Annotated in this window: 20 protein-coding genes; 11 read left to right on the top strand and 9 right to left on the bottom strand. The window is 69.8% G+C overall.

Going from position 1 to position 24305, the window contains the following annotated elements:
- Position 1: 1 nt before the first annotated feature.
- From ABZ412_RS10090 to ABZ412_RS10080, 3 genes are all read right to left on the bottom strand, one after another.
- On the bottom strand, positions 2 to 382 hold the full coding sequence (locus tag ABZ412_RS10090; RefSeq protein ID WP_357278662.1) for a nuclear transport factor 2 family protein: 381 nt from the start codon (positions 380 to 382) through the stop codon (positions 2 to 4).
- A 174-nt stretch (positions 383 to 556) separates the two neighbouring features.
- Entirely contained in the window at positions 557 to 4135 is a 3579-nt protein-coding gene (locus ABZ412_RS10085) for a BTAD domain-containing putative transcriptional regulator (protein ID WP_357278660.1), read from the bottom strand.
- A gap of 88 nt (positions 4136 to 4223) precedes the next feature.
- Positions 4224 to 4586, bottom strand: coding sequence for a hypothetical protein (locus ABZ412_RS10080; protein ID WP_357278658.1), 363 nt, complete (start codon positions 4584 to 4586; stop codon positions 4224 to 4226).
- Between the two features lie 305 nt (positions 4587 to 4891).
- Here ABZ412_RS10080 and ABZ412_RS10075 point away from each other — a divergent pair, with 305 nt between their 5' ends.
- The 4 genes from ABZ412_RS10075 to ABZ412_RS10060 all read left to right on the top strand — a co-directional run bounded on the left by ABZ412_RS10075 (position 4892) and on the right by ABZ412_RS10060 (position 9121).
- The gene (locus tag ABZ412_RS10075; RefSeq protein WP_357278656.1) at positions 4892 to 6025 is read left to right on the top strand and encodes an LLM class flavin-dependent oxidoreductase; all 1134 of its coding nucleotides are present in this window, start codon (positions 4892 to 4894) and stop codon (positions 6023 to 6025) included.
- Positions 6026 to 6033: 8 nt separating this feature from the next.
- Positions 6034 to 6690 carry a CE1759 family FMN reductase gene (locus ABZ412_RS10070; RefSeq protein ID WP_357278654.1) on the top strand — a complete coding sequence of 219 codons (657 nt, stop codon included), beginning with the start codon at positions 6034 to 6036 and terminating at the stop codon, positions 6688 to 6690.
- Between the two features lie 28 nt (positions 6691 to 6718).
- A complete protein-coding gene (locus tag ABZ412_RS10065; RefSeq protein ID WP_357278652.1) occupies positions 6719 to 7681 on the top strand; it encodes a DUF5996 family protein in 963 nt (320 codons plus the stop codon).
- Positions 7682 to 7747: 66 nt separating this feature from the next.
- Positions 7748 to 9121 carry a phosphatidylglycerol lysyltransferase domain-containing protein gene (locus ABZ412_RS10060; RefSeq protein ID WP_357278650.1) on the top strand — a complete coding sequence of 458 codons (1374 nt, stop codon included), beginning with the start codon at positions 7748 to 7750 and terminating at the stop codon, positions 9119 to 9121.
- 88 nt (positions 9122 to 9209) lie between these two features.
- Here the strand turns inward: ABZ412_RS10060 and ABZ412_RS10055 are convergent, their stop codons facing one another.
- The 3 genes from ABZ412_RS10055 to ABZ412_RS10045 form a co-directional block, all read right to left on the bottom strand.
- On the bottom strand, positions 9210 to 9962 hold the full coding sequence (locus ABZ412_RS10055; protein ID WP_357278648.1) for an alpha/beta hydrolase: 753 nt from the start codon (positions 9960 to 9962) through the stop codon (positions 9210 to 9212).
- Between the two features lie 62 nt (positions 9963 to 10024).
- Positions 10025 to 10774: an SDR family oxidoreductase gene (locus ABZ412_RS10050; RefSeq protein ID WP_357278646.1), complete on the bottom strand. Its 750-nt coding sequence runs from the start codon at positions 10772 to 10774 to the stop codon at positions 10025 to 10027.
- Positions 10775 to 10850: 76 nt separating this feature from the next.
- Entirely contained in the window at positions 10851 to 11231 is a 381-nt protein-coding gene (locus tag ABZ412_RS10045) for a hypothetical protein (protein WP_357278644.1), read from the bottom strand.
- Between the two features lie 201 nt (positions 11232 to 11432).
- Here ABZ412_RS10045 and ABZ412_RS10040 point away from each other — a divergent pair, with 201 nt between their 5' ends.
- The 7 genes from ABZ412_RS10040 (at position 11433) to ABZ412_RS10010 (ending at position 21746) form a co-directional block, all read left to right on the top strand.
- Positions 11433 to 11969 carry a sigma-70 family RNA polymerase sigma factor gene (locus tag ABZ412_RS10040; RefSeq protein WP_357278642.1) on the top strand — a complete coding sequence of 179 codons (537 nt, stop codon included), beginning with the start codon at positions 11433 to 11435 and terminating at the stop codon, positions 11967 to 11969.
- 84 nt (positions 11970 to 12053) lie between these two features.
- Positions 12054 to 12512 (top strand): Rieske (2Fe-2S) protein, encoded by a 459-nt coding sequence (locus ABZ412_RS10035; RefSeq protein ID WP_357278640.1) that lies wholly within the window; start codon positions 12054 to 12056, stop codon positions 12510 to 12512.
- A gap of 279 nt (positions 12513 to 12791) precedes the next feature.
- Positions 12792 to 14663 (top strand): N-acetylmuramoyl-L-alanine amidase, encoded by a 1872-nt coding sequence (locus ABZ412_RS10030; RefSeq protein ID WP_357278638.1) that lies wholly within the window; start codon positions 12792 to 12794, stop codon positions 14661 to 14663.
- Between the two features lie 333 nt (positions 14664 to 14996).
- Positions 14997 to 16019 (top strand): Hsp70 family protein, encoded by a 1023-nt coding sequence (locus ABZ412_RS10025; protein ID WP_357278636.1) that lies wholly within the window; start codon positions 14997 to 14999, stop codon positions 16017 to 16019.
- Between the two features lie 176 nt (positions 16020 to 16195).
- Positions 16196 to 17200 carry a diiron oxygenase gene (locus ABZ412_RS10020; RefSeq protein ID WP_357278634.1) on the top strand — a complete coding sequence of 335 codons (1005 nt, stop codon included), beginning with the start codon at positions 16196 to 16198 and terminating at the stop codon, positions 17198 to 17200.
- A 14-nt stretch (positions 17201 to 17214) separates the two neighbouring features.
- Positions 17215 to 18798, top strand: a complete 1584-nt coding sequence (locus ABZ412_RS10015; protein ID WP_357278632.1) for an FAD-dependent oxidoreductase — start codon at positions 17215 to 17217, stop codon at positions 18796 to 18798.
- 740 nt (positions 18799 to 19538) lie between these two features.
- Positions 19539 to 21746: an Hsp70 family protein gene (locus ABZ412_RS10010; protein WP_357278630.1), complete on the top strand. Its 2208-nt coding sequence runs from the start codon at positions 19539 to 19541 to the stop codon at positions 21744 to 21746.
- A gap of 415 nt (positions 21747 to 22161) precedes the next feature.
- Here ABZ412_RS10010 and ABZ412_RS10005 read toward each other — a convergent pair whose 3' ends face one another.
- The 3 genes from ABZ412_RS10005 to ABZ412_RS09995 all read right to left on the bottom strand — a co-directional run bounded on the left by ABZ412_RS10005 (position 22162) and on the right by ABZ412_RS09995 (position 24275).
- Positions 22162 to 22920 carry a glucose 1-dehydrogenase gene (locus ABZ412_RS10005; protein ID WP_357278628.1) on the bottom strand — a complete coding sequence of 253 codons (759 nt, stop codon included), beginning with the start codon at positions 22918 to 22920 and terminating at the stop codon, positions 22162 to 22164.
- Between the two features lie 116 nt (positions 22921 to 23036).
- Positions 23037 to 23684 (bottom strand): HAD family hydrolase, encoded by a 648-nt coding sequence (locus ABZ412_RS10000; RefSeq protein WP_357278626.1) that lies wholly within the window; start codon positions 23682 to 23684, stop codon positions 23037 to 23039.
- Between the two features lie 24 nt (positions 23685 to 23708).
- Positions 23709 to 24275 (bottom strand): hypothetical protein, encoded by a 567-nt coding sequence (locus ABZ412_RS09995; protein ID WP_357278624.1) that lies wholly within the window; start codon positions 24273 to 24275, stop codon positions 23709 to 23711.
- Between the last annotated feature and the right edge of the window lie 30 nt (positions 24276 to 24305).

Here is a 24305-nt window from a genome sequence, read left to right as displayed (position 1 = left end):
GCTATTCGCCCTCCACCGGCACGGAGCGGGTGAGCTGATCGATCCGCTCGATGCGGCCGTCGGGGGACAGGCGGCCGATCATGCACACTTCGGTGGCGGTCGGACCGGTCGTCCGGAGGGTCGCGAACATTGTGTAGTGGGCCGCGATGCTGTCACCGGACAGCAAGGCTCGATGGACGCGGACCCGGACGGATTCGGCGTTCTTGCGAGCCGGGCGGGCGTGGGCGATCAAGGACTGACGGTCCAGGTGCAGGCCGTCGTTGCGGTAGTCGATGTCCGGGGTGAACCAGCGGTCGACCACGGTGGACGGGTCGTCGGCGCTGAACGCCATGTCGTGGGGATAGGTCGTGAGGAACTCGTGCAGATCGGCGTCGTTTCGCATGGGGCCCACAGTGCGGGGCGGCGCTCACAGTGAGTTCACACCGCGCTCACACGCATTCACTCGACACTCACGCGCCGACAACCCAGGCTGGTCGTGGCGCGTCTGGCCTGTCCGAAGGGATGACCCACGTCTGTCGTGTTCCTCACGAGCCTGGCTGCTCGATCGTGCTGCTGATCAACCCCGGTTGTCCGAGTTGCCGCCACTCACCGTCCGAAGGCTGGCTTCGACCGCCATGAGTGCCGCGTCGCGCGGGAGAACCCGGGCCCGTTCGTAAACGGCAGTCGCGTGATCGCTGCCGAGAACGGCCGCCAATTCCGTTCGGAGCGCCTCGATATCGGGATGGCGGGCATCCGGAGCGCCACGCAACGCGTGCCCGGCGCCCAATGCCTCGGCCGACGCCGAGGCGGCCCCTGCGGCCAGGCACGCCCGTGCGACGCCGACGGCCACCTCGGCGGCCAAGGGTAGGTCGCGGACGGCCACGGCGTTCGCCCACGCGTCCGAACAATGGGTGGCGGCCGCGGCGGCACTGCCCTCGGCGGCGCGGAGCAAGCCCATACGCAGCCCGAACATCGCACGGTACGAACGGTCCTCGCACACAGCTCGCCCGAGATCGGACTCCACTCGCCGCAAACAACGCGCCGACTCGGCCAGATCCCCATCGAACCGAGCGACATCCGCCGCGAGCAGCCGGGTCATGACGGTATCGCCGGCCGACAAGGTCTCCTCGGCCAGTGCGCTCAGGTCGGTCCGGGCCGCATCCACCTCGCCCGAATGCAAGCGGATCATCACCAGCCACACCCGCAGCGCGACCGGTCTGCCCAGCTCCTCCGCCGCGACCAACGCCGACGCCATCGCCGCCTCGGCCCCGCCGAAATCCCCGAGCGCGGCCCGCGCGAACGCCAGATACGTCAATGCGGTGGACCAGCCCCACCGCTCCCCGGCTTCCTCGAAACACGCCGCCGCCATCCGCAGATCCGCGTCCAGCCGCGCCACCCCGGACTCGTTCGCGTGCAGGAACGACCGCACCAACCAGAACATCCCCCGAGTCCAAGCATCGGGATGTCCCAGCCACGGCTCCACCACCCCAAGCCCCACGTCGACTCGTTCGGCTGCCAACTCCACCAGCGCCCAGGCCAATTCCGCTGCCCCGTCCGCTGTCACCGAATCGGCCGAACCCGAAGCCGATTCCGTCGCGCTCCACGTCGATTCGGGCACTCGCCAGATCGATTCGGTCGAGTTCCGAGCTGGTCCGGTCGCGCTCCGAGTTGATTCGGTCGAGTTCCGCGCCGGTCCGGCCGAACTCTGACCGGGTGCGGCAGGGCCGGGTTCGCTCTGACCCGGCGCGGACTCGGCTGGGCTGCCAGGAGTCGGCGTGGTGGTAGTGGATGGCGCGAAGGTGACCCCCGTCCAGCGGCGGATGTGGTCGGCGGCCGCGGTGAGTTCGGTGGCCTGGGCGGCGAGCATGGAATGCAGGGCGAACGCGGCGGCCAGTGGGGGATGAGGGTGGGTGGTCGGGAGTTCGAGGATCGGGCGCAGGAGCCGGACCGCGTCCGTGTGATTGGCGTGGAGGGCCCAATACATGCCGAGGGCTGAGCCCAGACGGGCCGCGGTGTCGGCGTCCGCCGACTCCTGGGCGAAGCGCAGGGCGGCGATCAGGTGATCGCGGTGGGCGTCGAGGAGCCGGAGCCAGGGGAGTTGGGTGTGGCCGCGCAGGTGCGGGTGGGCGGCTTCGGCGAGAGCCAGGTGGTAGGCGGCGTGGGCGGATCTGGTCGAGTCCAGTTCGCCTCGGGCCGTGAGGTGCTCGCGACCGTAGGCGCGGACCGACTCGAGCATTCGATAGCGCGGTTGCGGCGTGGGCAGGGCAGGGTCGGCGATCAGGACGTCGACGAGCTGCACCAGTGATTTGTCCAGCAGCGCTTCGATTTCGGACGTCGCCACGCCGAGCCCCTCGGCGGCGGGCGGGGTGAAGGGCGCGGGAAAGACCGACAGGCGGGCGAGGGCGGTGCGCTCCTTTTCGATGAGAAGCTCCCAATCCCAATCCAATACAGCCCGCAGCGTGCGGTGGCGGGGGAGCGCGGTGCGGCTGCCGCCCGCCAGCACGGTGAATCGATCGTCCAGCCGGTCACGAAGCACCGGCAGTGGCATCGCCCGCAGCTTCGCGGCCGCGAGCTCCAACGCCAGCGGCAACCCGTCCAGATGACGGCAGATCTCGGCGACCGTCTCGAGCACACCCTCCGTCGGCGTCAGTTCAGCGCGGACCGCCGTCGCGCGGTCCAGGAACAGCCGAACCGACGGAAAGTTCGCGACATCATCCGAATCGGCCGGCGGCACCGCCAACGGCGCGGTCTCCCACAGCGTTTCCCCACCGATCCCCAGCGGCTGACGACTCGTCGCGAGGATCCGTAGCGCCGGCACCCGCCCGAGCAAGTCCGCCACGAAGCTGGCCACCCCGTCGACGAGATGCTCGCAGTTATCCAGGACCAGCAGCATCGGCGCAGTCGGCAACCCCTCTGCCAGCAGCCCCACCGGATCACCCCCGGAACGCTCCGCCGTCCGCGACAACGCCACCCCGAGCGCCCCCGCCACAGCGTGCGGCAGATCCGAGGAATCGCTCACCGCCGCCAATTCCGCCAACCCGACACCACCCGCGAACCGCCCGGCCGCAGCGCCTTCGACCGGGCCGCTCGCGGTGCCTTCCGCCTCTCGGTCCGGCTCGCCCGGAACCGGCCCACCCTTGCGGCCCACGACGTGCCCGCTCAGTTCTCCTGCGACCGCCACCGCCAGTCGCGTCTTCCCCGCGCCGCCCGGCCCCACCAACGTGACCAGCCGCGAATCTCCGACCCGCTGCACCACCTCGGTCAGGTCGTGTTCACGCCCGATGAAGCTCGTCAGCGGAACCCGGAGCCGTGCAGCCGGACTCGCGGCGGCGGTCGGGCCGATCGCCGAATCGCGATACGCCGGTGTCGATTGCCTCAGCCGCTGCTCGAAGCCCTCGGACTTCCCCGCTGCGGTGTGGGTCGGTCGCTCACCGCGGAGGAGCTTCAGATGCAGGTCCGCAAGCTCGGGGCTGGGGTCCATGCCGAGTTCGGTGGCGAGCAGGGTCCGGTAGTGGTCGTACGAAGTCAGGGCTTCAGGTGTGCGGCTGGCGGCGTGGAGAGCCTGCATGTGGAGGAGGCGGGGGCGTTCGCGGAGGGGGTGGGCGGTGAGGAGCCCGGTCAGTTCGGTGATGAGGAGCGGATCGCCGGGGCGGATGGCGAGTTCGGCGGCCACCGCTGATTCGGTGGCGATCAGGTGGAGTTCGTCGAGGTGGGCAGCGGCCGCGGCGGCGAACGGCAGGGCCGATACGTCGATGAGGGCGGGGCCGCGCCACAGGGAGAGGGCTTCGCGCAGTTGGGGAATGGCGACCCGGTCGCCGCGGTCGAGGCGCAGAATGCCGCCGCGGACCAGGCGCTCGAAGCGGTGTGCGTCGACGGCTGGGGCGGCGATGTCGAGGAGGTAGCCGCCCGCGGCCGCGCGGAGCGGGACATCGGCGGGCAGGGTGCGGCGGAGCCGGGAAACCAGCTCCTGCAGTGCGTGTTCGGGGCGCTTGGGGGCTGCTTCGGGCCACAGGTCGTCGATCAGGGTGCGGACGCTCACCGGGCGGCCTGGCTCCAGGGCGAGGCGAATCAGCAGGGCGCGCAGGCGGGTTCCCGGGACGGGGACGGACCGGGTGTCGTCCGCTACGTCCAGCGGGCCCAGGATGGCGATGCGCACTCCGCGAGTGTGGCACGCCGGCGCGATCGGCTCGGATATTCGCTCGACCCCCCGAGCGGTCCGGTGGCGTGCGCCGGTAGCGGTGTGGTCAGCCGCAGTTGGCGGCGGACAGGACGCGGGTTCGCCGGCGGCCTTCCTCCTCGGCGCAGGCGGTGGCGCGGCGGCGGTTGCTGCGGACCGCGGCGCTGAAGAGCTGGTATTCGGCCGAGGGGACGCACACCTCCCGATAGGGATGTCGCTGGCCGACGCGGCGCTGTGGGCCGGGGATGACCACGCCGCGGCGCGGGTCGGGCCCGGCCTCCTGATCTCGCACCCACGACTTCAGGATGTGCGAATCGATACTGGGCAGGAATTCCACCGCACGATCCCATTCCAGGCCCTCCACCTGCATCGGATCGGCGACCGCGGTGACGACGACAGCGTATGCCGCACCGACGGAGTTGTCCGCCATTGGATCTACCCCCTGTCCATGCTCGAGATCTCCGGCGTTGCGCGGGGAATGTTCAGGATACTTCGAAAGATCTTGCACTACTGAGTGTTTCGCTGTACCCGCAAGTGGATTGCGGGTACTGGTCAGTCCTCGGCTCCGGAACGAAGCAGGTGCCGCCGGAATTCGGGACCCGTGGCGGGCGTGGTGGCGCATTGGCGGCAGTGGCGCGAATCACGCCCCTGTCCCGCTCAGGAATACCCTCCCGACCCGCTATGTTCAAGTGGTTGCCATATCCACCAAATGTGGACGCGACCCGAGGAGGACCTGTGCAGTTCGGAATTTTCAGCGTCGGCGACGTGACGATGGACCCCACCACCGGCCGGACGCCCAGCGAGGCCGAGCGCATCCAGGCCATGGTCTCCATCGCCCTCAAGGCGGAGGAGGTCGGACTGGACGTGTTCGCCACCGGCGAGCACCACAACCCGCCCTTCGTCCCCTCCTCGCCGACCACCATGCTCGGCTATGTCGCCGCCAAGACCGACAAGCTGGTGCTGTCCACCGCCACCACCCTGATCACCACCAACGATCCGGTGAAGATCGCGGAGGACTTCGCCATGCTGCAGCACCTGGCCAGCGGCCGCGTCGACCTCATGATGGGCCGCGGCAACACCGGACCCGTCTACCCGTGGTTCGGCAAGGACATCCGCGACGGACTGCCGCTCGCCATCGAGAACTACCACCTGCTGCGCCGCCTGTGGCGTGAACAGCGCGTGGACTGGGAAGGCAAGTTCCGCACCCCGCTGCAGGGCTACACCTCCACCCCCGCCCCGCTGGACGGCACCCCGCCGTTCGTGTGGCACGGCTCCATCCGCTCGCCCGAGATCGCCGAGCAGGCCGCCTATTACGGTGACGGCTTCTTCCACAACAACATCTTCTGGGACATGCAGCACACCAAGCAGATGGTGACCCTGTACCGCCGCCGCTTCGAGCACTACGGGCACGGCGCGGCCGAACAGGCCATCGTCGGACTCGGCGGCCAGGTGTTCATGGCCGAGACCGAGGCCGAGGCCAAGAAGATCTTCCGGCCCTACTTCGACAACGCCCCCGTCTACGGACACGGCCCGTCGCTGGAGGACTTCACCGAACTGACCCCGCTCACCGTCGGCACCCCGGAACAGGTCATCGAACGCACCCTGGGCTTCGCCGACAATGTCGGCGACTACCAGCGCCAGCTGTTCCTGATGGACCACGCCGGCCTGCCGCTGGACATGGTGCTGCAGCAGATCGAGATCCTCGGCAAGGAGGTGGTCCCGGTGCTGCGCAAGGAGTTCGAGGCCCGCCGCCCCGCCGGCGTGCCCAGCGATCCGCCCACCCACGCGTCGCTGGTCGCCGCCGGCCCCGACGCCCCGCACCACCTGGTCGAGCCCACCCGCGAGCGCGTGCTCGCCGAAAAGAACTGAGGCCGAGCATGAGTCGCACATTGGTAGTCCTGACCGCCGGGCTCTCGCAGCCCTCCTCCACCCGGCTGCTCGCCGACCAGCTCGCCGCCGCGGTCTCCGCGGCGGTGGGCGGGCGCGGGGAGAGCCTCGACGTCGAGGTGATCGAACTGCGGGAACTGGCAGGCGATCTCGCCACCACCCTGACCACCGGCGGGCTGCCCACGCCCGCCGTGGCCGCGGCCCGGCAGCGAGTCTCCGACGCCGACGGGATCATCGCGGTGACCCCGGTGTTCACGGCCAGCTACAGCGGGCTGTTCAAGATGTTCATCGACGTCCTGGACACCGACTCGCTCAACGGCATGCCCGTGCTGATCGCCGCCACCGCGGGCACCGCCCGGCATTCGCTGGTGCTCGATCACGCGCTGCGGCCGCTGTTCACCTACCTGCGGGCCGTGGTCGTCCCCACCGGCGTGTTCGCCGCGACCGAGGACTTCGGCTCCACCGGACTCACCGAGCGCGTACACCGGGCGGCGTCCGAACTCGCCCAGCAGATCGTCGCCGCACCCACCGCGGTGCAGGGCTTCCTGCAGGACGAACCGGTCCGGCACCGCAACTCCGGCAATGGCGTCGGCGCGGTCCGGCCGTTCGCCGAACTGCTCGCCGGGCACACCGGCGACGGGCGGTAACGCACTGATAGCTGAGTAGCATGAGCGGATGGCTCAGGACATACTTCCCGCCATCCCGCTCGACTCATGGCGGCCCACCAAGGAAACCCTGCACCGCTACGCCCAGATCGTCGGCAAAGTGGCCCTGGCCAAGGGGATCAGACGCAACCACTGGTGGCACATGACCTACCGGCTCACCGCGCGCGGCTGGACCACCGTGCCGCTCGGTAGCGCCACCGAGGGCCCCGTCTTCACCTGCTCGTTCGACTTCTTCGACCACGTGCTGCGGGTCTGCAACGACCGCGGCACCGAGGAGGAGGTGCCGCTCACGGGGCAATCGGTGGCCAGTTTCTATATCGAGACCATGAACGCGCTGCGCAACCTCGGCGTCGAGGTGGCGCTCGCTCACCCGACCCCCTTCGACCTGCCCGACCACGGGCGGCCCTTCGACGAGGACGAGCAACACCACACCTACAACCCCGCCGCCGCGCAACGCGCCTTCCACGTGCAGAGCCAGGTCGGACGCATCCTGGAACAGTTCAGCGCCACCTACTCCGGCAAGATCAGCCCCGTCCAGATCTTCTGGCACACCTTCGATCTGGCCGTGCAGCGCTTCTCCGACCGCAAGATCCCCATGCCCGACACCGTCGACCTGGTCACCCGCGAGGCCTACTCCCGCGAGGTGATCAGCGCCGGATTCTGGTTCGGCGACGACAAGGTCCCGGCCCCCACCTTCTACTCCTACACCGCGCCCGAACCCACCGGGCTCAGCGACAAACCACTGCGACCCGAACAGGCCCGCTGGGTGGCGTCCGGTTCCGGGCACAGCGCCTACCTGTCCTACGACGACGTCCGCGCCACGGCCGACCCCGTCGCCACCGCGCTGGACTTCTTCCAATCCGCATATGAGTCCGGATCGAGTCTCGCGGGCTGGGACTCTGTCGGTTTGGCCTGCCACAATGGCATCACAGATCCAGTGCTCACCACGCCGCGGCTGGGCTGGCCGGAATAACCCGATGCCTCGAACCGTCTCTCACACATAGTGTCGAGTGGGAGACGCGGGAGAAAAGGGGTCCAGATGCGTGAGGAACGCGTACCGAATCCGACGCTGACCGCATACCGGGAAACCACCTTCGTCGCCGGGCCCAGCACCCGGGTCGGGTTGATGGGCGCTCTGGTCCTGGGCAGCGTCATCCTGGTCTGGGCCGCCGAACGCGCCTCCCACGAAGGCGACGACCACGGCTGGTTCATCGCTGTCTCGGTCGCCGGGCTGTTCGTGGCGCGCGGACTCTACCTGCGGCGGCCCATCACGCTGCCCCACCTCACCGGCGCGGCCATGACCCTGGTCGTCTCCAACTTCGCCTACCGCACCGAGCATCCCGGGGTCGGATTCGCGTTCCTCTCGGTCAGCGGCGCGATCCTGGTGCTGCCACAGGGCAGCAAGCCGCAACCCGAACAGCTACCCCGGGTGGCCGAACTGGTTCGGCGCAGCGCGCGGGATCCGCTCGCGCCGTTCGCGCTGCACTCGTCCAAGACCTACTTCTTCGACGACGGGGGCTCCGCGGCGCTGGCCTACCGGGCCCGGCTCGGCATCGCCGTCGTCTCCGGCGACCCGCTCGGCGACCCCGCGCGGTTCCCGGATCTGCTCACCGAGTTCTCGCTGTTCGCGGGCAGCCACGGCTGGCGCATCGCGGTGCTCGGGGCGAGTCCCGAGGTCAGCGAGCTGTGGCAGCGGCGGGCCGTCGACCACCGCGGGCTGCACGCCATCTCCGTGGGCCGCGACGTGGTCATCGACGTCGACCGTTTCGACCTGGTGGGCCGCAAGTTCCGCAATCTGCGCCAGGCCGTGAGCCGCACCAGGAACTACGGCGTCACCACCGAGATCCTGCCCGAGGTCGCGCTCACCGAACCGCAGCGCGAAACCCTGCTGTCCATCGTCGACGAATGGGGGACCGGGCGGCAGACCCGCGGCTTCTCCATGATCCTCGACCACCTGCTCGACGGACGGCACCCGGGCATGCTGGTGGTGATGGCCCGCGACGCCGACGGTCAGGTGGTCGGGTTCCAGCGTTACGGGACCTCCGGCAACGGCCAAGAACTCAGCCTGGACGTGCCGTGGCGGCGGCGCGACGCACCCAACGGACTCGACGAACGCATGATCGTGGACCTGGCGGATTACGCGCGCGAACATGGGATCAAGCGAATCTCGCTGGCGTTCGCGGCGTTTCCGGAGATCTTCGCCGACAAGCACCGGTCGCGGACCATGCAGGCGGTGTATCTCGCGGTGCGCCTGGGCGATCCGCTGATCCGGCTGGAATCGCTGTACCGATTCCTGCGCAAGTTCAACGCTTTCGGCGATCAGCGGTACGTGCTGATCCGGTGGCGTGAGGTGCTGATCGCGGCGTTGGCACTGCTCTCCCTGGAGTTCGTGCCGCACCGGAAGCAGTACTGATCGACTCTGTGGCTTTCAGGACCAACTCTGTGGCTTTCAGGACCAACTCTGTGGCTTTCAGGGATGCCCCTGAAAGCCACAGCCGTTCTCAGCTCAGGAAGTCGACCAGGGCCTTCGAGAACGCCGGGTCGGCGACGGCGGCGAGGTGGTCGCCCTCGACCACCACGCACTCCGCGTGGGGAAGCGCGGCGGCCAGGCGTTCGGGTTCGGCGGCCAGCGGGTCGGCGTCGCCCGCCAGCACCAGGGCCGGAACGGTGATGCCGGTGAGGGATTCGATCGGGGCCTCGTGCAGGGCGGTCGCCACGGCGGCGATGGCCTCGCGGTCCGCGCCCAGCGCGTCGGCCAGCCGGCGGAACATGCTCGGCAGCCCCGTGACCGCCGTGGCGTCGCCGGACATGGCGGACACGATGTCCTGCGCCGCGATCACCCGCCGGTCGATGCCGCCGCAATCCACCACGCCCGACCCGATACCGCCGATCGCGAGCCGCCGCACCCGCTCGTCGGCGCTCGCCACCAGCAGCGAGATGATCCCGCCCATCGAGTAGCCGACCACTGCGACCCGATCCAGGCCCAGGTGGTCGAACAGCGCGCGCATGTCGTCTGCCATGGCCTGCCACGAGTAGCGGGCCGGGTCGTGCGGCTTGTCCGAGCGCCCGTGCCCGCGCGCGTCCAGCGAGATCACGTGGTGGCCCGCCTGTTCCAGCGCCGCGACCACGCCCATGCTCATCCAGTTGGCATTGGTGTCGGCCACGATGCCGTGCTGCAACACCACCGGGACGCCCTCGCCCTCCCATACGCGGTAGCTGAGTTCGAGCCCGTCCCAGGTGGTGAATGTCGCCATGGCCGCGATGCTAGCGGCCGGGTCGCGACCTTCGATCGGCATTCCCGGCCACGAACCCGGCGTCAGCCCATCCGGGCCATGATCGCGCGCGGCAGCATCGGCATCACCGCACCCAGCACCCGCCACGGCCATTCGGGGACCGAGGCGCGCACGGTCTCGCGCTCGATGGCGGCGACCATCGAATGCACGCCCTTCTCCAGCGGCACAACCAGTTTCGCGTCCCCGGCCTTGGCGGACATGTCGGTGGCGATGAATCCCGGCTGCACCGTGGTGACCTTGATCGGGGTGCCGCGCAGCTCGATGGCCAGCCCCTCGCCCAGCGCGGTCACGCCCGCCTTGCTGGCCGCGTAGGCCGCCTTCTTGCCGGGCAGCCCGCGCACCGCGCTCATCGATGAGATGAGCACCAGGTGACCGGTGTTCTCGTGGCGGAAGATGCCCATCGCGGCCTCGGCCTGGGCCAGGGCGCTCACGAAGTTCGTGGTGGCGGTGGCCAGATTGGCGTCGGCGCGGCCGGTGCCCAGACGCGCGCCCTTGCCGATCCCGGCATTGACGATGATCCGGTCCAGCCCGCCGAGCTCCTCGCGCAACTCCTCGAACACCTTCGGGACGGCCGCGTGGTCGTCCACGTCCAGGCCGCGCACCGCGACCGTGATGCCCGGGTGCGCGCCCAGCAGCTCCGCGCGCAGCGCCTCCAGATTCGAGACCCGCCGGGCGCACAGCGCCAGATCGCGCCCGCGGCTCGCGAACTCGCGGGCCATCCCCGCGCCGAGTCCGGAGCTCGCGCCGGTGATGAGAATCCTCTGCCTGGTCATGCGCTCACCCTAGTGATCCGGCCACGCCCGTGCCGGGTACCGGGACGAGCCGATACCCCGCACCAGCGTGGGCCGACTATCCGAACGATCCGGTGTCGGGCCGTGCGGGCGCCAGGTGCCAGGCCCCGCAGTTCTGCGTCGAGAAGGCCACGTCGGTCGCCTTGATCTCCACCGTGATCGACCGCAGCCGGGTGAAGTCGCTGGCGATGATGTAGAAGTTGGGGTCCGCGTAGTCCTCGGGGGTCTGGACCTTCCACAGCCGCCGCCAGAAGCAGCCCGCGGGGGCCGGATCCATCGTCCCGTCGCCGATATAGGTGCCCGGCTTGATATCCACATTGACCAAATAGGTGCCGTCGACGGTGATATCGGTGGCCGGTTCGGCCGCCGCAATTCCCGACGCCGCCATTGTCAGCGCGGAAGCGAATGCTCCCGTCGCTACGAGCGCGCCTGCACGCACGATGTTCCTCCCTGAGCAGTTCACTGCACCGCACGGTTCCCGTCGTACGGTGTCGGGCGATCCCCGCGTCTCCCGGGGAGGGGTTTATCAGAAATTCCGGTCTGTTTTCGGGAAATCGGGCGATTCCTGGGAATTCACAAAGATGCGATGCTCTTTCGGCCTCCAGCGCGATATTCAGTCATGGGAAGAGTTCGCCCGGTCATGACCGGATGCGCTGGACACTGTGCCCGGCTGTGTACCGACTCCGGGCTCGCGGCCGTCCTCGCCGCCGATCGCGGTCTGCTGCACTGGCGGGCCATGAGTCGCCTAGGCGATCCGGGTCTGGCCGAGCACGCCGTGCAGGAAACCCTGCTGCGGGCGTGGCGGGCCTGCGCGAGCTATGACCCCGACCGGGGCAGCGTGCGCACCTGGCTGCTCACCATCGAACGCAATGTGCTTATCGACATCGCCCGCTTCCGGGCCGCGCGCCCCGGCGACACCTGCTGGGACGAGATCGGCGAACAGGCCGAGAACAGATGCGCCCGGCCCGACTTCACCGAGGACCTGACCGACGGCCTGCTGGTCGCCGAGCTGCTCGCGCAGCTGCCCGCTCCGCAGCGCGACGCCGTCGTCCAGGTCATCCTGCGCGACCGCGCCTACCAGGATGTGGCCGCTGATCTGGGCATTCCGGTCGGCACCGTGAAAACTCGCGTGCACTACGCGCTGCGGTCGCTGCGGCGAGTACCGCTGAGCGCGTAATCGGGTGAACCAACCGACCCTTCCCATACGTCGAACAAGCAGTGGCCGAATCGCATCGGTCCGGCCCCGAGCGAGGAGTTTCCGATGACCGACACCACCGCCGGCCCCGGCGGATTCCGCCTCGACCGGCGCACCGCGCTGGCCACCACCGCCGTCGCCGCCACCGCGCTCGCCGTGGTGGGCTGCGGCACCACATCCGACGGGCCCGCGTCCGCGGCGCCCAAAGCAGAGCCGGGCGGGCCGGATTCGAGACCCGCGAAGAAACTGGACGTATTGGCCAATACCTCCGACGTGCCGGTCGGCGGGGGTCTGATCACCGGTGGCACCGTCATCACCCAGCCGTCCGCGGGGTCGTTCCTGGGCTTCTCGTCCGTCTGTACACACCTGGGCTGCAACGTGAATTCGGTATCCGGCGGCCTGATCCGATGCCCGTGCCACGGCAGTACCTTCAATCTGGACGGATCGGTCGCGAGCGGGCCCGCGCCGCGGGCGCTGGACGCCCGCGCCATTCGGGTCGACGGGGACCAGATCGTCTCGGCCTGACCAGCCATTTTCGTCCGTGCGGTTCGACGCCGAGGGCTTGCGTCGAGCCGCTCAGGCGCGTCGTCCGGGCGGGACACGCGGGGTGGGGGATAGTTGGCGCTGTGGTCGTTTGCCATTGCGCCCGGTAGTGCTCCGGATCCGGGCATTTCGGTCGTTTGACCACTGGTAACGGTTCCGTCACGATGCTTGCCAGGTAGTAACTGGTGTTGCAAGAGTGAGCTGCTGGGTCTGGTGTTACTAGTGGGAAGGGAGGGGCGCTCCGCCCGAGCGCCGCCGCTTATGAAACGAAGCATCACCAAGTCCGGAATTTGCACGGTCGTCACCGCGGCGGCCATCACCACCGTGGCCGGGATCGTTCCGGTCGCCGCGCTGGCCGCGCCGGCGCTACCCGAACTACCCCAGAAGCTGGCCGGAAAGACCATCTTCCTGGACCCGGGCCATCAGGGGCCCAATCACAGTCAGGACACCGACAAACAGGTCAGTGACGGTCGCGGCGGCACCAAGGCGTGCCAGACCTCCGGCATGACCACCCTGCACGGCATCGCCGAGCACACCATCACCTGGAACGTCGCGCAGCTGGTCCGCACCTCGCTCGAGGGCCTGGGCGCGCACGTGGTCATGAGCCGCCCGGACGACACCGGCTGGGGCGGCTGCATCGACGAACGGGCCAAGGCCGCCAACGCCTCCGGCGCGGACGTCGCCGTCAGCATCCACGCCGACAGCGGGCCCGCCGACGGCAAGGGCTTCCACCTCATCGTGCCGCAGCTGCCGGTCCCCGACGCCAAGGTCAACGAGGTGCAGTCCGGTGCGGGCCTGGCCGCCAGCAAGGCCATGCGCGACACCTACCTGCAAAGCGGGTACCAGGCCGCCACCTACAACGGCGCCGCCGAGGGACTCCAAACCCGTTCCGACGTGGCGGGTCCCGCGCTGACCCTGGTGCCGGACGTCTTCCTCGAAATGGGCAACGGCGCCAACGCCGAGGACGCCCAGCAGCTGGAAACCCCGGAGGGACAGCTCAAGCACGCGGTCACCATCACCACCGGGATCGCGTCCTACCTGCTCGGCGTGCCGGTGCCCGCAGCCACCGACAAGCCGGCGGAGAAGGCTGCCGAGCCGGGAACCCAGTCGGCGCAACAGCTTCCGGCGCAGGGTCCGGCTCCCGAGGCGTCGCTGGCCCCGCAGGCCGCGGTTCCGGTTCCCGAGGCCACTGTCCCGCAGGCTTCGGCCGTCGTGCCCGAGGCCGTGGCTCCGCAGGCCCCGGCAGCGGCCCCGGAGCCGACTCCCGAAGCCGTTGCACCGCACGCTCCCGCGGCGGTAGTGCCGCAGGTTCCGGCGGTTGTCATTCCGGCGAAGGCTCCGCACTCGCCGACTCCGACTGCTCCGGCGGCTCCGGCGGCTCCGGCCCAGCCCGGGACGAGTCAGTCTCAGCCCGGGACGAGTCAGGCCCAGCCTGGGACGAGTCAGGCCCAGCCTGGGACGAGTCAGGTTCAGCCGGGGACGAGTCAGGCCCAGCCTGGGACGAGTCAGGTTCAGCCGGGGACGAGTCAGGCCCAGCCCGGGCAGACTCCGGCGCTCCCGGCGCAGAACCCCGGCGCGCCCGGTACCGGTCAGGCGCAACAGAATCCGGCGCAGCAGCCGGGTGCGGCGGTGCTCGAAGAAGGGCTCCAGGTCTTCCAGCAGCTCGCCGATCAGTTCCTGAACAACTGGCAGCACGCGCAGACTCCGCCGCAGCCGGGCATCCAGCAGCGGACCGTGCCGCAGCCGGGAACCACCCAGCCGCAGAACGGAACTCAGCCGCCGGCCGCGCAGACCAAGCCCGCCACCCCGGCGGTGCGGGCGATCGCGGATCTCCGCGCACCCGTGCGGCAATCGCCGAGCACCCCTGGCGGTCAGGGGAATTCGGCGGCGCCGGGCGGCCTCGGGACCCAGTCGACCCCGGGCGCGCAGGCTCCCGGTACCGACAAGAACTCCAAGTCCGGCAGTCTGGGCGCGGGGGGCGTGGGCTCGCTGGTGCAGATGGCCGCGAAGTTGTTCGGCCCGCTGGCCACGATGCTCACCGGTGACTCGGGTCTGGGTGCGGACCTGATCAACCTGGCCTACAGCGTGGTCTCGGTGCTCAGCAATACGCTGTTCGGCTCGACCACCAAGTAGTCGAACAGATCGACGGAATCGCCCTCGCTCCGGATTCTCCGGTGCGGGGGCGATTCTCGTGGGTACGGAGACCGGGCGTACCGGGTGGCCTCGGCCGTCGCGTTTCCGGCGAATGGGTGAGTTCGGGCGAACATCTCGCGATCGGAATGTGCGCGGCGGGTTTTCGTGATCGCCCGCCTGGACAACACGGTTGTCGACGCTCTGCGGCGCACGTGCGGACAATCGCGTGTCCGGTGGTTGGCAAGCATCCGGCGCAGGAGTTGCATGAATTCGGGTCGAGTTCGACGGCCGTGCGAACGCTCGGCCCGATGGACTCGTCGATCGAGGTGGATGATGGCGTTCGGTGTGGGGTTGAGTATCGGCACGGTCAACACGGTCTGCTCCACGGCGGCCGATCGAACCGGAAAGCTGCCGCCCGGCCGTCGAGGCATTCCTCCGGCCACTTGGCGCACCACCCTCACCTTCGACAGTTCCGGGACCGCCCGCGTCGGTCGCATTCCCCGCCACGGCCGCGTCATCACCGATTTCGCCGATCTCGGCCAGCGCGGCGCGCCGATGGCGCGGGTCGGGCACCGGGCGCTCTCGGCCGCGGATCTGGTGGCCACCGTGGCCTACAGCGTGCTCGCGGAGGTGCTGGGCAAACCCCCGGCCGGGGCGCTCGACCACGGGCAGACTGGTATCGCGGTGACCCATCCGGCCGGTTACTCCGCTCATCTGATCGCCGATCTGCGCACCGCCCTGGACGGCGTGGGCCTCGACCGGGCCACCCTGGTGGCCGAGCCGATCGCGGCCGCGTCCTGGCTGGCCGCCGAACGCGGGCCGCTCACACCGGGATTGGCGCTGGTCTACGACCTCGGCGGGGCGGGGCTGGACGTCACGCTGCTGCGCGTCGGTATGGGCGCGCCCCGCAACCCGATCGTCGGCATGCCGCTGCACTCGGCCGATTACGGCGGCCGGGCCTTCGGTGACGTGGTGGCGCGCACACTGCGGCGCACCGCGGGCTCGCCGGTGGTGCCGCGCGGGCTGTCGGACGCGGACTCCGGGGAACTGCGCGCCGACCACATTCGCCGATCGCTCGCCCTGGTCTACAAGTGCCTCCGGATCGCGGACGTCACCATGGCCGACGTGGATCGGATCCTGGTGGTCGGCGGTGCCGCGCGGCCGCCCGAGGTGGCTCAGGTGCTGGCCGAGGAGCTGGCCCGTCCCGTGGTCGTGTCCTCCGACCCGGAACGGACCGTCGCCGACGGCGCGGCCATCGCTGCCCGCCAGGGTTTGCTGGCCCAGGAGTCGGCACGTCATCGTCATCATCCGCTGACCGGTCTCTTCCGGCGTGTCACCCGGGTGGCCGCGCTCTGACGGGGTCCGCGGCGCTCTGAAGTGATCATTTGTCCTGCTACTCGTGAGTTCGCCCGCGTACCGCGTGTGCAGGCGTGCTAACTCGTGCAAGCATCTTGCGAACCGTTGTTGACGCCTCTCCGGTTTGGTGTAACTATTGGGTACACATAACGCCACTGACTGGAGAGGTGACGACGATGTCTCCGACCACGACCCCCCTTGACGACCCCGTGGTTGCCGAAGCTCAGGAGTACGCCGACAAGCTGCTGCTGCTCTCGGAAGGGTCGGTGAACAAGCACTTCGACCCCTACGAGGACATCGACTGGGACAACCCGGACTTCGATTCCAACGCCCGCCCCGAGCGCTGGATCCTGCCGGAGTCCGCGGACCCGCTGGGCCGCCACGACTGGTACCAGTCGCTGACGGTGGAGCAGCAGATCGCGGTCGGCAAGTACCGCCAGGCCAATATCGCCAAGGTCGGCCTGCAGTTCGAGTCCATCCTGATCAGCGGCATGGTCAACCACACCTTCTCGCTGCCCAACGGTGACGCGGAATTCCGCTACTGCACCCACGAGATGGCCGAGGAACTCAACCACACCCTGATGTTCCAGGAGATGGTGAACCGCATCGGCGTGGACGTCCCGGGCATGGGCCCGCTCGTCCGCCAGCTGCGCCTGCTCGGCGTGCCCGTCGCGGTCGCCTTCCCGAACCTGTTCTTCATGGCGGTGCTCGCCGGCGAGGAGCCGATCGACCACATCCAGAAGCAGATCCTGCGCTCGGGCGAGGAAGTGCACCCGATCATGCGCGGCGTGATGAGCATCCACGTCGCCGAGGAAGCCCGCCACATCTCCTTCGCGCACGAGTTCCTCAAGCACCACGTGCCGGAGCGCAACGCGGCCGAGCGCTTCATCCTCTCGATCGCCATGCCCGTCATCATGTTTATCCTGGGCCGGTCCATCGCGACCCCGCCGAAGAAGTTCTTCCAGGAGTTCGACATCCCCGAGAAGGTCCGCAAGGAGCTGTTCTACGGCTCCAAGGAGGCCAAGCAGGTCTTCGCCGACTACTTCATCGATGTGCGGGCCCTCGCCGACGAGATCGGTCTGATGAACCCGATCTCCAAGCGGGTCTGGAAGCTGCTCGGCATCTCCGGCCCGGCGTCGCGCTACCGCTCGGAGCCCATTCGCTCCGGCAAGGTCGCGTAGGAAGGGGACGTACAGTGCCGTACGTTGTCACTCAATCCTGTTGCAGCGACGCCTCGTGCGTCTACGCCTGCCCGGTCAACTGCATCCATCCGACTCCCGACGAGCCGGACTTCCTGACCGCGGAAATGCTCTACGTCGACCCCCAGGCCTGTGTGGACTGCGGGGCGTGCGCGACCGCCTGCCCGGTGGACGCCATCACCTCGTCGAAGAAGCTGACCGCGGAGCAGCTGCCGTTCATCGAGATCAACGCCGACTTCTACCGGCAGGAACGGCCGCGGCCGCTGCTGGCCATGCCGATTCCCGCGGCCGAGGTCAAGCCCGGTCGGGAACCGTTGCGGGTGGCCGTCATCGGCTCCGGACCCTCGGCCATGTACGCCGCCGACGAGCTGCTCACCCAGCCCGGCGTGTCGGTGACCGTGTTCGACAAGGTGACCACGCCCTACGGTCTGGCCCGCTTCGGCGTCGCGCCCGACCACACCAAGACCCGCCAGGTCGGCGAGCTGTTCGATGTGATCTCCGCGCAGCCCGGCTTCGGCTCGTACCTGAACGTGAATGTGGGCGAGCACGTTTCGCACGAGGAACTGCTGGCGCACCACCACGCGGTGATCTACGCCGTCGGCGCGTCCTCGGACCGCAAGCTCGGGATCCCGGGCGAGGGGCTGCCCGGCAGCACCTCCGCCACCGACTTCGTGGCCTGGTACAACGGCCACCCCGACCAGGCGGGCCGGTTCTTCGACCTGTCGGCGCGGCGCGCGGTGATCGTGGGCAACGGCAATGTGGCGCTGGATGTGGCGCGCATCCTGACCACCGATCCGGAACTGCTGGCCGGCACCGATGTGTCGCAGCGGGCGCTGAACACGCTGCGGCGCAGCAATATCGAAGAGGTCGTGATCCTCGGGCGGCGCGGGCCGGCCGAATCCGCCTTCACCGTGCCGGAATTCGTGGGCCTGCTGGGCGCCGATGTCGACATCGTGGTGGAGGGCGAGCTGCCGCCGATCGTCGAGGGCATGTCGCAGAAGGTCGAGCACAAGCTGAAGCTGTTGCACGGCTTGGCCGATCGGCCGGTGGGCGGACGCAAGCGGATCGTTTTCCGGTACCTGTCGGCGCCGGTGACCATCGCGGGCGTGGACCGGGTGACCGGGGTCGAGGTGGTGCGCAACGAGCTCGTCACCGGCGACAACGGTGCGGTGCACGCGGTTCCGACCGAGGATGTCGAGACCCTCGACGCCGGACTGGTGCTGACCTCGGTGGGTTACCGCGGTGTGGCGCTGCCGGGCGTGCCGTTCGACGAGCGGGCCGGGATCATCCCGAACCTGGACGGACGGGTGCTCGAGGAGTCCGGCGGCGCGGTGGTGTCCGGCGCGTACGTGACCGGCTGGATCAAGCGCGGCCCGACCGGATTCATCGGGACCAACAAGTCCTGCGCGCAGCAGACGGTGCGCCAGCTGGTGGACGACTTCAATGCCGGGCGGCTGCCCCGGCCCGCCCGCGGCGCGGGCGATTTCGACCGGCTCGTCGGTGAGCGGCAGCCGCACGCCATCCGTGGTGGCGCGGTCAACCGGCCCCGGCGCAAGCTGCCCCTGATGGTGCGTCGCTGACCCCACCCCTGTCGGCGTCGTCCCTTGGAAGGCCGCCGCACGCAACCCCTGTGCGTGCGGCGGCCTTCGTCATGTCCGGCCCGCCGGGCGGTCCGCCGCGACTTTTTGTGCCGGGCAACGTATCCGGCGTCGCCGCGGCCGCGAATCTCGGGGGTCTGTGCGAACGCCGGCCGACGCCATCGAGCCGCTGTACCGATGGTGTTGTGCGAGTTGTAATACCGCGTTTGCTTGCGGCGACATCTCCGGTAGTAGAGGAGATCTCGTCGTGCATCACGGACGGCACGGCGGCCTGCGTGGGGTATTCGGGTTCAGCTACCGACCAGTGATCGGTAATCCGCCCTTCCATACCGACGATGCGGTTTTGTTTTTCGGACACTACTCGCCTACCGGTCGGTATGAATTTAATGTTCGCTGCGGTGTAGCCATCACCGAAGACTGTTCGGTTGCCTTTGCGAGGTAGTTGGATTCGATCTTGCTGCGGCAGTTTCCTGACCAGTAGATTCGCCAACTTCGCTACTGGGCGAGAAATCTTCGCTCCCGATTCGATATTCAATGCCCGCAAACGCGAGCTAACCTGAACGCGCTGTTTGGAAAACGACCGCGACCACATGGTTGGTACGCCTGATGGGCCGTGGTCTCGGTGCGTTGACGGGATAGCAATGACAGTTGGCTTTGGCATGAGCATCGGCACAGTGAACTCTGTATGGGCCACCACGGCCGGTGAAAGGAACCGACCCGCCGTGCGGGTTCGTCGGACCGCTGTCACCTTCGACAGCGCCGGCGGCCCGCAGATCGGGGGGGTTCCCCGGTTCGCGCCGGTGGTCACCGACTTCGCCGACCTCACGGCCGATCCCGACCCGGTGGTCATCGGGGGCCGCATCTGGTCGCCCGCGGACCTCATCGCGGCGGTGGTGAACGGGCTGATCGAATCCCATGCGCCCGAAGCGCCCGCCGTAACCACGTATCCCGCTTGCTATTCGGACAAACTCGTCACCCGCATCCGGCGGGCGCTGGACTGGTCCGGCGCGGCGGACGTCACCCTGATGCCCGAACCGGTCGCCGCCGTCGAATGGCTCGACGAGGAATACGGCCTCTCCGAGAACGGGATCACCCTGGTCTACGACCTCGGCGGCAACAGCCTCGATCTGGCCGTGGTGCGCACCGAATCCGAGGTGGAGGAGCGCGGCATCCTCGGCCGCGCCGAACGGTCGTACGACTTCGGCGGGCGGCCGCTGGGCGCACTGCTGGCCAAGTACGCGCGCAGCATCGCGCCCGGCGCGACCGAGCCCGTCTCGGCCGTGGTGCCCGCCTCCGACACGAACCGGCTGCGCAGCTGGCACATTCGCAATTCGCTACGCCTGGTCCGATCCGTCGTGCACCGGGCCGGGCTGCACATGGAGGAGATCGACCGGGTGCTGCTGATCGGCGGCGCGGCGCGGCCCCCCGAGGTGGCGCGCGTGCTGTCCGATCTGGGCCGCCCGGTCGTCATGTCGCCCGATCCCGCGCACACCGCCGCCGTCGGCGCGGCCATCGCCGCCTTTCGCAGCGTCGATACCGGTTCTGCCATCGGGCGCTACGCCCCTCGCGCCGCCGTGATCTCCGGCGCCGCAGTCGCTTCCGCGCTCGCCATGTCCGCCGCCACCGTGCTCGGCGGACCCGTCGCCGGGCCGCCCGGAATGCAGGCTGCCCCCGAACCCACCGACCCGCCCGCCGGCACCTCGGCCCTCGGCGGCGGGGACGTCAGGGTCCTCGACGAAGCCGCCGCCCCCGCGGGCACCCGCTCTCACGCCGTTGCCACCGTCGCCGCCGTGCGCAGCTACGCGCCGCAGGCCCCGACGGTCACCTCCACCTGGTACAACGGCCGCCCCGTCGACACCACCGGCGGCGGCAGCCACTGCGAGACCCGCGCCCTGACCCTGGCCAATCCCGCTGTCACCTACGCGAACCCGGCCCAGTTCACCAACCCGCTCCCGTTCCAGAACCCCGTCCTCGCGGGCTGGACCATCGGCGGCTACGTCGGCCAGACCCCCAAAGTCAGGATCCCCGGCACCCTTCCCGGCGCAACCCAGCCCGGTACCGGCCAGCCCGGTACCGGCCAGCCCGGGACGACTCAGCCCGGGACGACGCAGCCGGGCACCGGCCAGCCGGGTACGACTCAGCCGGGCACGACACAACCCGGCGGAACCCAGCCCGGCGCAGGTCAACCCGGCAGCGGCCAGCCCGGCACGAGCCATCCCGGTGCGGGCCAGCCGGGTTCGGGCCAGCCCGGCGGCACGACTCCCGGCGGTGCCACAGGCGGCCCCGGTGGCGGCACCGGTAGCCCCGGCACCTCGACGCCCGGCGGAACCGACGGAACCACCACGGGTGGTACGACATCCGGCGGCGGTGCCTCGGCAGGGGGCGGCGCGACCGGCGACTCCGCCGGCGCGAACGCCGGCGGTGCCTCACCCGGCTCCAACGGTGGAGGCACAAATCCCGGTGGCTCGAACCCCGGCGGTTCCAACCCCGGCGGCTCGAACCCCGGTGGCTCGAATCCTGGCGGTTCCAACCCTGGCGGCTCGAACCCCGGCGGTTCCAACCCGGGTGGTTCCAACCCCGGTGGCTCGAACGTGGGCGGTTCCAACCCCGGTGGCTCCAATGCGGGCGGCTCGAACCCTGGCGGTTCCAACCAGGGCGGTTCGAAGCCCGGCGGGGCCAATGGTGGCGCTGGAACCGGCGGCGGCACAGCATCTCCCGGCGGCTCCGAGGGCGGCGCGACGGGTGGCGATTCCCAGGGTGGCGCGACCGGTGGCGGTTCCCAGGGCGGCGGCTCGTCCAAGGGTGGCACGCGCGGTTCTTCGACCGGCGGCAGCCACGGTGGCGGTATGGGCGGCGGAGCTGGTGGCGGTATGGGCGGCGGCGGTGGGGCCGGTGGAGGCGGCAAGGGTGGTGGCGGTGGCAAACGCTGACCCCTTGCGGCAGTGCGCTTTCCGCCCGCTCGGGCGGGGCTCGGCGCGGGCGTCGGATCGATCGCGGGCCTCGGGGCCGCGGGGTCCGGCGCGGCCCGCCGGTTCGGCGTCGTTGGCGGCGTTGGCTTTCGGTCTGGCTCTCACCAGGCGCGTTGTCCCGCGCGCCGGTGCGGGTGGCGGGGGAGATCGGGCGGTGGCGTCCCACCATCCGCCGGCTTCCCATGGTGACGCAGGCGGGGGCGGGACCGACCGGCCCGCCCCGCCTCGTCCCGTCGAGTGAGGGGAATCCCTCGCGTGGACCGGTGTCAGGGGGCGGGGATCTGCGGGCTTCGCGGCCCTGACACCAGAGTGACCGGCCCACCACGCGTTCCAGTGCCCGGACGCGGTGGTGGGCCTGTCGCATGTGCGCGGCAGGTCAGCGGGCGGTGAAGCCGCCGTCGACGGCGAGAGCCGCGCCGGTGATGAACGACGCCTCGTCGCTGAGGAGATAGGCGCAGAAGGCGGCGATCTCGTCGGGGCGGGCGATGCGTCCGAGCGGGTGCAGGGCGGCGATGGCGGCCTCGCCTTCGGGGGTGGCGCCCATGGAATTCCGGAAGGCGGGGGTGTCGACCGCGCCCGAGACCAGGGCATTGACCCGGATGGACCGGTCCGCTGCTTCCAGGGCGACGGCGCGGGTCAGGCCCACCACCCCGTGTTTGGCGGCCACATACGGCGCGACCTGCGCCATCCCGACCACACCCAGGTTGGAGGCGTTGTTGAGGATCGCGCCCCCGCCGGTGGCCGCGAGCGCCGGAACCTGGTGGCGCAGGCCGTGATAGACGGCGGTCAGGTTCAGTTCGAGGTCGGCGCGCCAGCCCGCCGCGTCGATGTCCTGCACCGGGCCGAAGGCGTTGACCGCGCCCGCGTTGTTGAAAGCCCCGTCCAGGCGGCCGAATTCGGTGATCGCCGCGGCGGTGAGCCGTTCCACGTCGGCGTCGACGGTGACGTCGGTGGGCACGAACAGCGCCCGTCCGCCGGCGGCGCGGATTTCCTCGGCCATGCGGTCGCCGGCTTCCTTGCCGCGTGCGCCGAGCACGACGGCCCCGCCCTCGGCGGCGATCCGCCGGGCCACGGCCGCACCGACTCCCGAGGTGGCACCGGTGATCAGGACGACCTTGGATTCGAACCGGGTCATGACTGTGTCTCCTTGCGGTAGAGCGGATTTCGTTGACATGTCATAGTCAACGCCGCGCGGAGACCAGTCGCTGGCGGAAAACAGCCGTCACGCTTGATGCGTCATGTATTGGGAATTCAGGCGGGCGCGAGCAGATCGGGCAGCTCGTCGAGGCTGTCGATGACCGTCGCCCGGGCCGCGTCCGGCAGCTCCGCGGTCAGATAGCCCCACGGCCCGCGCCGGATCAGCACCGGCCGCATGCCCGCCGCCAGCACCGGCAGCACATCGTTGTCGACGCGGTCGCCGACGTAGCAGATCTCGCCGGGCTCGACCCCCGCCACCTCCGCGACCTTGGCGAAGAACTCGGGGTCCGGCTTCTCCAGCTCCCACTCGGCCGAGGTGTAGACCGCGTCCACCGGCAGGTCCATGCGCTCGAGAGCCGACTTCGCCTGCGGCGGCTGGTTTCCCGCGATGATCACGGTGATCCCGCGCCGCTGCAGTTCGCGCAGCGCGCGGTGCACGTCGGGGTAGAGGTCGTCGGCGTCGAAGTTGTTGCGCAGGCTCGCGGGTTCCTCGGCGGCCCAGGCCACTTGCTCGGCATCCAGGTCGAGGTCGGGCCGAAACAGGGCGAAGGCGTCGGTGAGGGGACGTCCGGTGGCCGCCATACCGCCGATGACGCCGAGGAACGCGAAGCGGGGCACGCCGAGCCGGTCGGCCCAGCGGCACCAGATGCGCGTCTCGTCGATCAGCGTCTCGCCCACATCGAATACCGCAGCCTTGATCATTCGCCCAGCGTATCGGGCGGGGGATCAGCGCCGGGCGTTGAGGAAGCCGATGGCGGTCGCGCCCCACCAGCAGACCTGCGACGCCATCCCGGTGGCCGCGCCCCACGCCAGCAGCCGCGCGGTCAAGGGAGCATCGCCGCGCGCGGTGAGTCTGCGATTGAGCGAGTAGGCCTGAATTCCATTGAGCGTCAGCGCCAGGACCAGCGCCAGCTTGGTGCGGGTCATCGTGGACGAGAGGTCGGGTTCCAGCACGCAGCCGCTGGCCACCAGTCCGGCCAGGCCCAGCCAGATGGGGACGTGCAGACGGCTCACCGCGCGCAGCGCCGACGCGAGGTCGAGACGGCCCGCGGCCCAACGCAGTACGAACGAGTCGGCGGTGAGGACGCCGCCGAATCCCACCACCAGCGAGGCGAGGTGGACGAACACGCCGCCGTGGTGGACGGCCGGGCTCGCGGTGACGTGGGCGGCGATCCAGAGGGCGGCGGTCAGCGCGCCGGTGGCCAGCAGCGCGTACGCGGCCGTGATGCCCCAGGAGTCTTGCGGGATGCCCGCTGTCCCGGTGTGCTGCCGGGTGCCGCTGATCTGGAGCATGTCGAGCCTTCTATTAGGTAAGGAAATCCT

Source organism: Nocardia sp. NPDC005746, from assembly GCF_040630785.1.
Taxonomy (GTDB): Bacteria; Actinomycetota; Actinomycetes; order Mycobacteriales; family Mycobacteriaceae; genus Nocardia.
The sequence above is the reverse complement of the archived record's forward strand: the minus strand, read 5'-3'. Positions and strand labels throughout refer to the sequence as shown.

Coding starts and splice junctions, on each gene's coding strand:
- ABZ412_RS10090 (WP_357278662.1), bottom strand. CDS start 382: ATGCGAAACGACGCCGATCTGCACGAGTTCCTCACGACCTATCCCCAC.
- ABZ412_RS10080 (WP_357278658.1), bottom strand. CDS start 4,586: ATGGCGGACAACTCCGTCGGTGCGGCATACGCTGTCGTCGTCACCGCG.
- ABZ412_RS10070 (WP_357278654.1), top strand. CDS start 6,034: ATGAGTCGCACATTGGTAGTCCTGACCGCCGGGCTCTCGCAGCCCTCC.
- ABZ412_RS10065 (WP_357278652.1), top strand. CDS start 6,719: ATGGCTCAGGACATACTTCCCGCCATCCCGCTCGACTCATGGCGGCCC.
- ABZ412_RS10060 (WP_357278650.1), top strand. CDS start 7,748: ATGCGTGAGGAACGCGTACCGAATCCGACGCTGACCGCATACCGGGAA.
- ABZ412_RS10055 (WP_357278648.1), bottom strand. CDS start 9,962: ATGGCGACATTCACCACCTGGGACGGGCTCGAACTCAGCTACCGCGTA.
- ABZ412_RS10050 (WP_357278646.1), bottom strand. CDS start 10,774: ATGACCAGGCAGAGGATTCTCATCACCGGCGCGAGCTCCGGACTCGGC.
- ABZ412_RS10040 (WP_357278642.1), top strand. CDS start 11,433: ATGACCGGATGCGCTGGACACTGTGCCCGGCTGTGTACCGACTCCGGG.
- ABZ412_RS10035 (WP_357278640.1), top strand. CDS start 12,054: ATGACCGACACCACCGCCGGCCCCGGCGGATTCCGCCTCGACCGGCGC.
- ABZ412_RS10030 (WP_357278638.1), top strand. CDS start 12,792: ATGAAACGAAGCATCACCAAGTCCGGAATTTGCACGGTCGTCACCGCG.
- ABZ412_RS10025 (WP_357278636.1), top strand. CDS start 14,997: ATGGCGTTCGGTGTGGGGTTGAGTATCGGCACGGTCAACACGGTCTGC.
- ABZ412_RS10020 (WP_357278634.1), top strand. CDS start 16,196: ATGTCTCCGACCACGACCCCCCTTGACGACCCCGTGGTTGCCGAAGCT.
- ABZ412_RS10005 (WP_357278628.1), bottom strand. CDS start 22,920: ATGACCCGGTTCGAATCCAAGGTCGTCCTGATCACCGGTGCCACCTCG.
- ABZ412_RS10000 (WP_357278626.1), bottom strand. CDS start 23,684: ATGATCAAGGCTGCGGTATTCGATGTGGGCGAGACGCTGATCGACGAG.
- ABZ412_RS09995 (WP_357278624.1), bottom strand. CDS start 24,275: ATGCTCCAGATCAGCGGCACCCGGCAGCACACCGGGACAGCGGGCATC.